The sequence below is a fragment of the Streptomyces sp. NPDC048521 genome (assembly GCF_043199855.1).
In the GTDB taxonomy this organism is placed as follows: Bacteria; Actinomycetota; Actinomycetes; order Streptomycetales; family Streptomycetaceae; genus Streptomyces.
The window spans coordinates 337,008-350,279 of the sequence record NZ_JBICWR010000008.1 but is presented as its reverse complement, the minus strand read 5'-3'; the positions used below and the strand labels follow the sequence as shown (position 1 = coordinate 350,279).

The window sequence follows — 13,272 nt, the reverse complement described above, 5'->3', positions numbered from 1 at the left end:
CAGCTACCAGGGACGCCAGTCGCGCGGCGCAGCGTCGTTGCGCAGGCCAGCGATGCGCCGGCGGTACTCGGCCGCCGTCTCCTCACTCTCCTGAACGTTCTGCATGAGCCACGTCGTCATGCCGAACTCTTGAAGCCGCCGGAGCGTGTCATAGCCGGGCCAGTCGTACAGATCCCGCCCGTACGCCCCCACGAAGTCCGCGTACTGCTCATCGGTCTGCCACCCAAGGCTGTGATGCTCAACCGCCGTGACCATCAGATCCCACTCGGGGTGGTCGAAGCAGAAGGCCTCGAAGTCGATCAGAATCACTTCATCCCGATCGTTCACCATGAGGTTCTGCACGTGAGCATCCCCGTGCACCGGCCCCTTCGGAGTCTCGAACCTCAGCTCCTCGAACTGGCCACGCAGCTCCTGCCACCGCTTACGGAGGAAGACCCGGTCATCATCCGGGATTGGCGCCTTACTGATCCGCAGCTCCTGCTTGTCGAAAGGATCGAACGCAGGCAGCTCAAGGCCCGCGGGCATCTTCATAGAGTGCAGGTCCCTCAGGATGCTGCCCAGTTCGCCGTAGGTGGCCTTGCGGTCGCCCTCCACGATGAGGCGCCAGAAAGTCACCGGGTGGCCCTCGATCAGGAACGGTTGCTCCAGGCCGTCAACGAGTCTGGCCGCCGGGAATCCCTCTCCGATCAGCCACCTCGACACAGCCACCTCGACACGCGCCTTCGACAACCAGGGCTCTCCCCGAGCTACGCGGACGATCACCGGCGCCGTGGTCAGTCGGAACAGAGCGTTCTCTCCGAGACGAATCAGCTCCGCGCCTCTGCCATCAAGGCCCGCAGCCCGGCACGCGGCACTCATCACCCGCGCAGCCCTCGCCGACGTGAACCCCTCTTCCGATCGAGCAGCGTCAACCGCCATGCTCGTACCAGCTCCCCTAGTCGCGCGCGATCAACCGGCACACGTCTATGGGTGACCAACCCGCCGCGCACCGGACACGCTTCTGACCGTACCCGCGGCGTCAACCCAGGAACCAACAACAGGCCCGACCCAGGGTTATGCAACATTGCTGACTTCAACAGCCTCAGAAGGCCACACCCGAGATGTCAGAGGTCCTGGTCAAACCAGCGTCGATCGCGGGCAACCTTCAGCATCGTGATAGCGCCGACCTTGCCTGAGCCTTCCAACCTGAAACCAGCCAAGGTGAGCAGATCGATCGGGTACAGCTCTGGATTTTGCAGGATCGACTCAGCCTCGCCTATTGTCATGCGAGTCTGCAACGCAGCGAAACCACTAGGTGATAGATCCCGGATTTCCACGGTTTCACCCCTGGCTTGCGGAAAATGCTTTTGAATCGCACGATGACTCTGATCCCGCCCGGCCGTCCTGGAAAGGCGCTTCATGGCGCGCGAGACAGCGTATCCTGCCGTGAAATCGCGATGAGCCTCGCACACCGAATCTAGGTTGATACGCGCATCAAGATCCCATTTGGCATTCTTCCTTATCCGCACATCCAAGATAGACAACAAGCAACTCAAATGGACGGCAGCTAGCGAAGGCACGTCTTTCGATGACATTCGAACTCTGTTGTGTATGTTGTTCGGAGCCTCCTGAGTTGCGACTGCCTGAACAAAGCTCCTCACCCTAGAGAATTCCCAACTTGCAATACTGCGGCAGAGCTCCGGTTTTATCCCCAGAACGCCGGTTATAACGTCAGCGGGAGCCCACGCCAACAACCCGGCCATGAATCCCATCCTGCGTCCCTGATGATCCAACGCATCAAGATGGTCAGTCCAATACTTGAGAGCCTTTCTATGCTTCCACATAATAGCCGCTTGGCTGGATAGTGATTCCCCACCGATGCCTACGGAAGAGGCCCCGATGATGGGCGCAACGAACATAGCGATACGCCATGCAACCCAGGGCTCGCCGTAAGCTTCCCCTATAACGTCTGCCCTTCGCGCAAGACCCGCCGGAGTTTTAGGTAGGTGCTTAATCGAAGATTCAAGCTCGGCCAGTTTACCGAGTTCCTCCATCGCGGTCGAACTGCCCTGAAATTCCGGCCAGACTCTCGGCACTTCATCGAACAACTCGGCTGCAAGCGGATTCGTCGGCGCTGTAAGCAGGAGGCCGCGAGTGACATAATCGAGGAACTGGTGAGACGACTCCTGCGACCTTCCGAGAGGCCCGTATCCACGCATCAAAGCGTCAACGAAATGAGGCATACGGGAACCCGCCAGCGCGACGTCAAGTCGGCTGGCCTCTACGCAGCGGACCCAGCTCAACGTGCTGGCATCTTCTGAAAAGATCGACAGGAGCTGCTCTGCCGGAGCCCCGTCGAAGCAGGATGCGATGACACCGCGTCGCAGCCACTCGTCACGGCCCTTACTTTCTTTAGGTGCTCCACCTAGCCACCAATTCCACCTTTCTTCCTTCGGGATTTGGCGAATGAGGCGAGCCAGCTCATACACCACTTGATCAGGTAGCGGCGAGACGTAACGAGACTGTGCCGCATCCAGCAGGGCTGGAAGGCCGGAGTCACGTGGAATCAACTCTCCGGGCGCCTCGCCCTGACTTTGCTCCAGATGGTGATCGGCGAGGAGCTGGCGCATACTCAAAGGGTCAGTCAACAGCCTCGCCAGTTTTCGCGTCGCTTTAGGTGATGCTGCCGTCACATAATCTCTGAGTAGGTAAACAATTAGTAGGCGCACATGCAACGAGTAGCGATATTTTTCATCCTCTTTCAGTTCCTCGATCCTCTGTACTAGATCCGCAAGCTCTCCCACATCGTACGATCCGCAGAAGAACCGAGCTACGTTCAACCAGTATGGACTTCTGAGGAGTGCCTCAAGCCGTTCAGGACGAGAACCAGTTACCTCAACAGCATTCGAATGATAGGGGGCAGTCTTGTACAAGTGTCGCGCGGCAAAAAACTCACGTAGAGGTTGAACTTGGAACTCATGCTTGCCCTGAATTCGGTCCACAAGGATGAAGACTCTACGGATGCCGTCGAAAACATCTGATACGGTTTCGCTGGGCACATCGTCGCCCGGTTCCTGTTTTCTCTCTAGGTACTCCCAGATGGTGCGTTTCAAATCGGTAGTGGCTATGTCGCCTGCGCCGGCGCCTCGTGGGCCGCCCTCACTACGCGCATGAAGAAGCCAGCCGAGATGGCCATGAATCTCAAGTAGGAGATCGCGGTATTGTCGAACCTTCGGGCTTTTATCTGCCTCTCGATCGAACACAGTTCGGACGTACTCTTCATACAAAGCCGTCCGCTTGTCAGGAAGGTTCCATCCGCGCGTGTGCACGAGCCATAGCAGAATAGCCAACTGCATCGGCGTCCGCGCAAGCTCAGAAATATGAGGTTGAGTCAAACAGCCAGCCAAAACGCGCCGCAATTCCGATGCCTGATCGTCTGGGAGCGCTCGCCGCTTCACCCAGGAGTTCGTATATTTTTCAGCGAGTTCAGTCGAGAGGTCCGTGAGCTGACAATACAGGAAATCATTCCGTGCGAAAATAGGGGCTCTTGCTAGCGACGAAGGACGGCTCGTGGCGACGACCTGCAATTGCGCGCCCAAGGACTTCATGTCTCGGACGAACGAGTGCACGGTTGTAACGACGAGTTCGCGTAGCGAAATATCCGCCACTTCATCCAACCCATCGAGTAGCAGCAGCGTGGGGGTACTGGAGACGATGGCTATCAAGTCTTCGTTGGTGAACCGCATCCCGCCGGTAACATGTCGCACGTGGCTTGCGATGTAACCGTGCAAGGAAGGTGCACCGCCATCATGGGAGACTTTCTGCGCCCGAGACCACGGAGAAGAGCCCTGCAACCACTCCCCTAAATGCCGCAATTCGATGCGGACTGGAATCCGCAGAGCGGCTTGCGAGAGGTGAGAAGGCAAGCGGGCCAAGTCCTCTGTTTTGCCTAGAATCTTCGCCCTGTGGATTTGTCCGAGGAACTGAACGAGAGTGGATTTGCCTTGTCCGGGGCCAGCCTCGATCACCACGCTGTGCAGACTAAGGACTTCCTGGTCGAACAGCAGCACGCTTGCGGCCCCCGGCGTGTCTTTACTTGCCGCCCCCGGCATGCCATCGAAGGAATCCGACATGCGCGGAAGGTAACCAACCTCCCCCGCAGGCTCTACTTCCGGCCCTCGTCTCTTCAGAAATTCGTCCGACAGCTGCCGGTACCTGAACTGCATCTCGGGATGCTCGCGGAGCGTTCGCCTGTTCAGTTCGAAGGGTACATCCACGAATGAGTCAATGAGCGGCGCATCTAGATGAGCTTGTTTGAAGCGAAGTGTGGACTCCTCCTCATATTGGCGTGCGAGATAGAGGAGCAGTGTGGAAATAGCCGGGTTGCGAGTTGAGTACTCTATGGCTGAGGAATCGGGCTTTGAAGAAGTAGTTGACTTGTCCAGTACCCCTGCCAAGTAGGCCTGTACAGAGTCAGGACCACGAAAGAGCATGAACCGGAATACGAGTGCCGGGTTTCGATCTAGCCTGGCATCAATGTCTTCACGCCACCAGATAAATGTAGGCAAGGTGACATTTTCGGCAACCCATTGCTGTACTCTGTCTCGAAGGCCTGTGCCTAAATGTCCACTAGCGGGCACGTTAGTGATAAATACGAATTCACGCGCACCCCTGTCTTTCAATTTTGAGAGTTTTTTATTTTCCGCACCAAGATGCTTGATGACCCAGTCATAGAGATCGTTATTAGACGGTATTCCAACAGGGTTCTGTTCGCGATACTTAACCTGGTAGATGACGGCATCGCTCAACTTGCCATCTAGGTCAAAATCAAGCCCTGCAGCATCGCGTCCACCGTCGGGACCAGCGATTGGAAGGCATTGTGTCCGTGGCCTCTCAGCCGTGATGAGTGACTGGGCCAATCGCTGAAATCGCCGACCGTCAAGCTCCTCGTACGGATACGTCTCCCCCACCCTACGCCGCCCTCCTTCAGCCCTCTCATCATTGTGCCGCACGATCAAGATCAAGAAGTGCGAATGGCTGCGACGCTGGTCTTAGTGGCAGCAACGGTCGCGACCATCCACAGTCCGTTGGGACCGACGATGACCTCGGAGGCCGCGAGCCGGTGGCCGCCCGGAACCCCTGCCAGCGACGCGAGCACGTCAACACCAACGGGCCCCTTCCCAGTCCAGGGAAGGGGCCCGGCTTGCAGCATGGCGATGAGTAGTAGAGGGCGAACTCAGACCCACTCCACCTCGGAGGCGATCCGCGAACCACTTTCAGAGTCTGGCAGTGGCGTTCGGTACGAGGTCATCGGCAGCGAAGAGCGAGCAGGCGGCACAGCTAGCGTAGCCAGTAGGGCAGCCACCTCCTCTTCGCCCAGCCCCGCCAAGACACCAATCACCCGATCGAGTGCCTCGCTCACGTCAGTGAGCGTGACCACTCGAAGCCGGCGTCGGACCCGCGTTCTTGACCGTCAGGGGCAGCAGCTTCTTGCCGGTCGGGCCGATTTGTATGGCCGTGTCCATCTGCGGGCAGACGCCGCAGTCGAAGCATGGGGTCCAGCGGCAGTCCTCGACCTCCGTCTCGTCGAGGGCGTCCTGCCAGTCCTCCCAGAGCCAGTCCTTGTCCAGGCCGGAGTCGAGGTGGTCCCAGGGCAGGACCTCCTCGTAGGTGCGCTCGCGGGTCGTGTACCAGTCGACGTCGACGCCGAAGGGGGCGAGGGCCTTGTCGGCGCAGGCCATCCAGCGGTCGTAGGAGAAGTGCTCGCGCCAGCCGTCGAAGCGGCCGCCGCCGTCGTAGACCGCGCGGATCACGGCGCCGACGCGGCGGTCACCGCGTGAGAGCAGGCCCTCGATGATGCCGGGCTTGCCGTCGTGGTAGCGGAAGCCGATGGAGCGGCCGTACTTCTTGTCGCCGCGGATCTTGTCGCGGAGCTTTTCGAGACGGGCGTCCGTCTCCTCCGCCGAGAGCTGCGGCGCCCACTGGAACGGGGTGTGGGGCTTCGGCACGAAGCCGCCGATCGACACCGTGCAGCGGATGTCGTTGGAGCCGGAGACCTCGCGGCCCTTCTGGATGACGTGGGTCGCCATGTCGGCGATCTGGAGGACGTCGTCGTCCGTCTCCGTCGGCAGGCCGCACATGAAGTACAGCTTCACCTGGCGCCAGCCGTTGCCGTAGGCGGTGGCGACGGTCCTGATCAGGTCCTCTTCCGAGACCATCTTGTTGATGACCTTGCGCATGCGCTCCGAGCCGCCCTCGGGCGCGAAGGTCAGACCGGAGCGGCGGCCGTTGCGGGTCAGCTCGTTCGCCAGGTCCACGTTGAACGCGTCGACGCGGGTGGACGGGAGGGAGAGGCCGATCTTGTCGTCCTCGTAGCGGTCCGCCAGGCCCTTGGCGATGTCGCCGATCTCCGAGTGGTCCGCGGAGGACAGGGAGAGTAGGCCGACCTCCTCGAATCCGGTGGCCTTCAGGCCCTTGTCGACCATCTCGCCGATGCCGGTGATCGAGCGTTCGCGCACCGGGCGCGTGATCATGCCGGCCTGGCAGAAGCGGCAGCCGCGGGTGCAGCCGCGGAAGATCTCGACGGACATGCGCTCGTGGACCGTCTCCGCGAGCGGGACCAGGGGCTGCTTGGGGTACGGCCACTCGTCCAGGTCCATCACCGTGTGCTTGGACACGCGCCACGGGACGCCGGAGCGGTTGGGGACCACGCGGGCGATGCGGCCGTCCGCGAGGTACTCGACGTCGTAGAACGCCGGGATGTACACCCCGCCCGTCTTCGCCAGGCGGAGGAGGACCTCCTCGCGGCCGCCGGGGCGGCCCTCGGCCTTCCACTCGCGGATGATCCGGGTCATGTCGAGCACGGCCTGCTCGCCGTCGCCGATGACCGCCGCGTCGATGAAGTCGGCGATCGGCTCGGGGTTGAAGGCCGCGTGGCCGCCGGCCAGGACGATCGGGTCGTCGATGGTGCGGTCCTTGGACTCCAGGGGGATTCCGGCCAGGTCCAGGGCGGTGAGCATGTTCGTGTAGCCCAGCTCGGTGGAGAAGCTGAGGCCGAACACGTCGAAGGCCTTCACCGGGCGGTGGCTGTCGACCGTGAACTGGGGGACGCCGTGCTCACGCATCAGCGCCTCCAGGTCCGGCCAGACGCTGTAGGTGCGCTCGGCGAGGACGCCCTCCTGCTCGTTGAGGACCTCGTAGAGGATCATGACGCCCTGGTTGGGCAGGCCCACCTCGTACGCGTCCGGGTACATGAGCGCCCAGCGGACGTCGCACTCGTCCCAGTCCTTGACGGTGGAGTTGAGCTCTCCGCCGACGTACTGGATCGGCTTCTGCACGTGGGGGAGCAGAGCTTCGAGCTGCGGGAAAACCGACTCGACAGGCATCTCGCGAACCTTCATGAGCTGACAGGGGTGACCATCAAGCCTAACCCGATCGGCGGGCTGCCCCGTACGCTCAGCCGGACGCCCCGGAGCCGATCTTCTTCCACAGGCCGGGCAGGTCCGTTTCCGCCGCTGCCGCACGGGCCTCCTCCCTGCCGTAGAGGAGCCCGTAGGTGAACGCGCTCTCCCCCGCCGCGTGGGCCATCGCGGACAGCTCGCGCAGGGTGTGGCGGGCCATGACGCTGTCCTGGTGGTCGCCGAGGAGGGTGGTCAGGGCTTTCATGGATCCGGTCAGGGAGCGGGCGGGGGCGCCGAGGGCCGGGACGGCGGCCTCGGCCGCGTAGCGGGTGCGTTTGGCCTTCTTGCGGGCCTCGTGCAGGGCGACGTCGCGTTCCTCGCCGGGCGGCAGGTGCAGTGCCTGCTCCACCAGGCCCGACAGGGTGGCCAGGTCCTTGTGTACGGCCTTGTGGAGGACCTTCGCCGGCTTCTTGCCGGCCGCCTTCAGCAAGGGCGGGTCGGCGAGGAGTCTGTCCAAGGTGTCCAGCAGGGTCAGGTAGCGGCGGGAGTCCAGGACGCCGGTCAGGTGGCCGCGGGCGCTGCGGCGGCGGGCGTCCGCCCAGGCCGCGAGGCGTTCGGGGACGGGGCCGGTGACCAGGTCCGGCGGGAGCGCGTCGAGCGCGGTCGTCAGGCGTTCGGCCAGCACCTCCTGGTCGCGGTCGAGCCCCAGCTCGGCCGCGAGCCACCGCAGCTCGGCGCCGACGGGGTCGGTGGCGGTGCGGTCCAGGACGGTGCGGAAGGTGCGCAGGGTGCTGCGGGCGCGCCGGGTGGCGACTCGCATGCGGTGCACGGAGTCGGGCACCTCGCGGCGGACGGCGGGGTCGAGTTCGACCAGCGCGTCCCGCTGGGCTCGGAGGTGGGCGAGGACATGGTCGCCGGCGGTCACCGGCTGTGCGGGCCCGGTCTTCTTCCCCCGTCGGGTGCGGCGTGCGGCGGTCTGCTCCAGGGCGCGGGCGAGTTTGGACGGTGTCCCGGAGGGGCGTACGCCCGCTCGGCGCAGCCGTTTCTCCACCTGGTCGAGGAAGGCGGGGTCGCCGCCGTCGGCGAGTTCCACCTCGATCTCCGTCCACTGGGCGGTCCCGCCCTTGCCGGTGAGCCGCTCGGCGGTCACGGCGTCGACGCTCGCCTCCGCGAGCAGGGCGCCGCCGGCGTCGACCAGGTGGCGGACGTCGCGGGTGGAGCGCAGCCGCACCAGCGGGACCAGTGCGTCGTACCGGACGCGGGAGCGGACGAGGGCCGCGATCTCCTCGGGGACGGTGTCGGAGAGGGGGGCCTGGATCTCGTCGCGGACTCCGGGGGCGACCGGGAACTTCAGGTGCCAGCCCGCGTCGGCGCCTCCGGTGCGGCGGCGCAGGGTGAGGGCGGCGGCGGACAGGCGCTCGTCGGCGGTGTCGTAGTAGGTGGCGTCGAGTTCGACCAGGCCCTTGTCGAGGACGGCCGCCACCCCGCCGACGCCGGTGAGGTCGGGCAGCCCGCTGTCGTCGGATTCGTATTTGCGCTCGATCTCGCGTTTCGCATCCGCCATGCATCGAATCTAGTGGGAGGCGGGCCGTCGGGGCAGTGGGCGCCGCCGCTTGCACCACTACGCCGACATGGGCCGCTGCACCTTGATCGACTGCAGGAGCCCGACCGCCATCCACACCGCGAACATCGATGAACCTCCGTACGACACGAACGGCAGGGGGAGGCCGGTGACCGGCATGATGCCGAGGGTCATACCGATGTTCTCGAAGGACTGGAAGGCGAACCAGGCGACGATCCCGGCGGCGACGATCGTCCCGTACAGCTCGGTGGAGTCACGCGCTATCCGGCAGGCACGCCAGAGGACCACGCCGAGCAGCAAGATGATCAGGCCCGCGCCGACGAAGCCCAGCTCCTCCCCCGCGACCGTGAAGACGAAGTCCGTCTGCTGCTCGGGCACGAACTGGCCGGTGGTCTGCGAGCCGTGGAAGAGCCCGGCTCCGGTCAGCCCGCCGGAGCCGATGGCGATGCGGGCCTGGTTGGTGTTGTAGCCGACGCCGGCCGGGTCGAGGTCGGGGTTGGCGAAGGCGGCGAAGCGGTTGATCTGGTACTCGTCCAGGATGTGCAGCTGCCAGATGGCGACGCAGCCGATGACGCCGGCGGTGAGCAGGCCGAAGACCCAGCGGTTGGAGGCGCCGGAGGCGAGCAGTACGCCCAGGACGATCGCCACCATGGCCAGCACCGAGCCGAGGTCGGGCATGAGCAGCAGGATCAGGACCGGTACGGCGGCCAGGCACAGGGACTGGAACACGGTCCGGTGGTCCGGGTACGGCTTGTCGCCCGCGTCCACCCGCGCGGCCAGCATCATCGCCATGCCCAGGATGATCGTCACCTTGAGGAACTCGGCGGGCTGGAGCGAGAAGCCGCCGATGACGAGCCAGTTGCGCTGGCCGTTGATCGTCGCGCCGAGCGGGGTGAGGACCACCAGGGCGAGGAGCACAGACAGGCCGTAGAGGATCGGCACGGCGTTGCGCAGGGCGCGGTGGCCGAGCCAGATCGTGCCGATCATGAGGGCGATCCCGATGCCGAGGTTCATCAGGTGCCGGACCAGGAAGAAGTACGGGTCGCCCTGGTTGATCTCGGTGCGGTTGCGGGTGGCCGAGTACACCAGCAGCGAGCCCAGCAGGGACAGGGCGGTGGCCGCGAGCAGTATCGGCCAGTCCAGCCGACGGGTCATCGAGTCGCGGGCGAAGATCCTGGTCCAGCCGGCCCGCTCGGGGCCGTACCCGGAGACGGAGAAGGTGTTCGCGCCGGTCATGAGGGCATCCTCCGGCTTCCCCTCCTGCGGGGCCGCCTACGGGTGTCACGGTTGCCCGTGGTGGGTGGGGCGGTGGTGGCGGGCGGCTGCTGGTCGTCGCCGTTGGTGGTGTTGTCCTTCTGGGCGGCCTCGACGTCCTTCGCCGGATCGCCGGTGACCTTGGGGTTGACGATGGTGCCGTCCGTGCGGACCTTCGGCAGGCCCTTCTGCGGCTCCGGCAGCAGCGCCTTCTTCTGGTCGATGGAGCCGTCGCCCTTGACGCCGTAGAGCGCGCTGTAGATGTTGCGCACGGCCTCACCTGAGGCGCCGGAACCCGTACCGGCCTGGGCGATCGTCATGATCACCGTGTAGTCCTTGGAGTAGGTGGCCAGCCAGGAGGTGGTCTGTTTCCCGTAGACCTCGGCCGTACCGGTCTTGCCGTGCAGCGTGATCTTGTCCTGCGGCCAGCCCCCGAACTTCCAGGCGGCCGTACCGCGCGTGATGACGCCCGCGAAGGCGTCGTCCATGCCCTTCAGGGTGGCCTGGCTGACCGGCAGCTTCCCGCTCTTCTTCGGCTTGATCGGCGTGACGGTCTTGCCGTCCGCGCTGATGATCGCCTTGCCGATGGTCGGCTGGTACATCGTGCCGCCGTTGGCCACGGCGCCGTAGATCACGGCCTCCTGGATCGGCGTGACGAGGGTGTCGCCCTGGCCGATGGAGTAGTTGATCTCGTCACCCTCGCGCATCTTGTTGCCCTCGAGGCAGTTCTCGTACGCGATCTTCTCGACGTAGGAGCCGTTCTTCTTCCCGGACTTGCACCAGGCGTCCTTGTTGGCCTTCCAGTACGCCTCCTTCCACTGGCGGTCGGGGACGCGGCCGGTGACCTCGTTGGGCAGGTCGATGCCGGTCTCCTTGCCGAGGCCGAACTGGTGGGCGGTCTTGAAGAACCAGTCCTTGGGCTGGCCCTTCTTGGGGTTGATGCCGCCGTCCCGCTTCCACTCCTTGTCGGCGAGTCCGTAGAAGACGGTGTCGCAGGAGACCTCCAGCGCCCGGCCGAGCGAGATCGGGCCGAAGCTCTCGCCCTCGAAGTTCTTGAAGACCTGGCCGCCGACCGAGTACGAACTGGTGCACGGATAGCCGCCGTCCCACGGGTAGCCGGCCTGGACCGCGGCGGCCGTGGAGACCACCTTGAAGGTCGAGCCGGGCGCCGCCTGACCCTGTATGGCCCTGTTGAGCAGCGGGTAGTCGGAGTTCTTGCCGGTGAGGGCCTTGTAGTCCTTGGCGGAGATGCCGCCGACCCACACGTTCGGGTCGTACGTCGGTGCGGAGGCCATGGCGACGATCCGGCCGGTCTTGGCCTCCATCACCACGACCGCACCGGAGTCGGCCTTGTAGTTCTCGCCGGTGATCTTGTCGAACTGCTGGCGGGCGATCTTCATCGCCTTGTCCAGCTCGTACTCGGCGACCCGCTGCACCCGGGAGTCGATGCTGGTGACCAGGTTGGAACCGGGCTCGGCGGCGTCCGACTTGGCCTTGCCGATGACCCGGCCGAGGTTGTCCACCTCGTAGCGGGTCACGCCGGCCTTGCCGCGCAGCACCTTGTCGTACTGGCGCTCCAGGCCGGACCGGCCGACCATGTCGGAGCGCAGGTAGGGCGAGTCGGTGTTCTTGGCCTTCTGGATCTCGAAGTCGGTGACCGGCGAGAGGTAGCCGAGCACCTGCGCGCTGTTGGACTTGCCGGGGCCGGGGTAGCGGCGCACGGCCTCGGGTTCGGCGGTGATGCCGGGGAAGTCCTCGGAGCGTTCGCGGATCTGCAGGGCCTGCTTGGGCGTGGCCTCGTCGGTGATCGGGATCGGCTGGTAGGGCGAGCCGTTCCAGCAGGGCTGGGGGGTCTTGGCGTCGCACAGCCGGACCTTCTGCTCGACCTCCTCGGGCTTCATGCCGAGGACGCCGGCCAGCTTGGCGAGGACGGCCTTGCCGCCGTCCTGCTGCTTGAGCAGGTCGGTGCGGGAGGCGGAGACGACCAGGCGGGTCTCGTTGTCGGCGAGGGGCACGCCCCGGGCGTCCAGGATGTCGCCGCGCACGGCGGGGTCGACGACCTGCTGGACGTGGTTGCCGGACGCCTCCTTCTGGTACTCGGCGCCCTCCCGGATCTGGAGGTACCACAACCGGCCGCCGAGCGTGCCGAGAAGGGACAGGACGAGGATCTGGATCACGACGAGCCGGATCTGGACCCGTGGGGTCCGACCGGTCTCGGGGATGTTGGTCACTGCGGCTGTCTCCCCCTCTCAGTGCACGGACGTCTGGGCGCGCAGCGCGTGTGTACGAACCGGCTGCGCGTGTACGCATGATGAACGACCAGCCTGCGACCGGGCGTTCCGCGAAAGCTGCCCCGTTCGGGTGAACTCCCCGGCACTCACAGCCGCTTGACCCCCTTGATGCGGCCGACCCGGGCGGAGCGGGTGCGGGCCTTGGCCTTCAGGGCGCCGAGGCCGCCGCGCTGGCTGCCGATGCGCAGGCCGGTGCCGGAGGAGAGCCAGCCGGAGGAGATGTCGCCGGCCTTGGCGGCGGGACTGGCGTCGGTGAGCGGGTCGTTGTCGGCACGGCGGGCCAGCCACATGATGCCGGGGACCACGAACGGGGCGAGCAGCAGGTCGTACAGGGCGGCCGAGATCAGCAGCCCGGTCAGGCCGACGTGGCGGGCGGCGGTGTCGCCGACCAGGGCGCCCACACCGGCGTACAGCAGGGTGGAGCCGATGGCGGCGGCGACCACGACGGTCATCGGGCCGGTCGCGGACTTCAGCCGGCCGTTCTCCGGCTTGATGAGCCCGGCGAAGTAGCCGATGACGCAGAGCACGAGCGCGTAGCGGCCGGCGGCGTGGTCGGCGGGCGGGGCCAGGTCGGCCAGCAGGCCGGCGCCGAAACCCACGAGGGCGCCGCCGACATGGCCGTACACCATGGCGAGGCCGAGGACGGTGAGCAGCAGCAGGTCGGGGACGGCGCCCGGCAGGTGCAGGCGGGCGAGGACGCTCACCTGGATCACCAGGGCCACGACGACCAGCGCGCTGGAGAGCAGGATCCGGTTGAGACGCATGG

The 13,272-nt window shown here is 65.1% G+C and carries 7 protein-coding genes; all 7 read right to left on the bottom strand.

The genetic code is table 11. From position 1 onward, the window contains the following. Positions 1–3 precede the first annotated feature (3 nt). The 7 genes from ACGFRF_RS21270 to mreD all read right to left on the bottom strand — a co-directional run bounded on the left by ACGFRF_RS21270 (position 4) and on the right by mreD (position 13,270). Positions 4–918 carry a phosphotransferase enzyme family protein gene (locus ACGFRF_RS21270; protein WP_393742100.1) on the bottom strand — a complete coding sequence of 305 codons (915 nt, stop codon included), beginning with the start codon at positions 916–918 and terminating at the stop codon, positions 4–6. Between the two features lie 185 nt (positions 919–1,103). After that, on the bottom strand, positions 1,104–4,949 hold the full coding sequence (locus ACGFRF_RS21265; RefSeq protein ID WP_393742098.1) for an NACHT domain-containing protein: 3,846 nt from the start codon (positions 4,947–4,949) through the stop codon (positions 1,104–1,106). A gap of 453 nt (positions 4,950–5,402) precedes the next feature. Beyond that, complete coding sequence (locus tag ACGFRF_RS21260) at positions 5,403–7,364, bottom strand: TIGR03960 family B12-binding radical SAM protein (RefSeq protein WP_393742096.1); 1,962 nt, start codon at positions 7,362–7,364, stop codon at positions 5,403–5,405. Positions 7,365–7,434: 70 nt separating this feature from the next. Beyond that, positions 7,435–8,943: a CHAD domain-containing protein gene (locus tag ACGFRF_RS21255; RefSeq protein ID WP_393742094.1), complete on the bottom strand. Its 1,509-nt coding sequence runs from the start codon at positions 8,941–8,943 to the stop codon at positions 7,435–7,437. A gap of 57 nt (positions 8,944–9,000) precedes the next feature. Continuing rightward, a complete protein-coding gene (gene rodA, locus ACGFRF_RS21250) occupies positions 9,001–10,197 on the bottom strand; it encodes a rod shape-determining protein RodA (RefSeq protein ID WP_393742092.1) in 1,197 nt (398 codons plus the stop codon). Beyond that, complete coding sequence (mrdA, locus tag ACGFRF_RS21245) at positions 10,194–12,446, bottom strand: penicillin-binding protein 2 (RefSeq protein ID WP_393742090.1); 2,253 nt, start codon at positions 12,444–12,446, stop codon at positions 10,194–10,196. The genes rodA and mrdA overlap by 4 nt, the downstream gene beginning before the upstream one ends. A 146-nt stretch (positions 12,447–12,592) precedes the next feature. Then, positions 12,593–13,270, bottom strand: a complete 678-nt coding sequence (mreD, locus tag ACGFRF_RS21240; protein WP_393742088.1) for a rod shape-determining protein MreD — start codon at positions 13,268–13,270, stop codon at positions 12,593–12,595. Between the last annotated feature and the right edge of the window lie 2 nt (positions 13,271–13,272).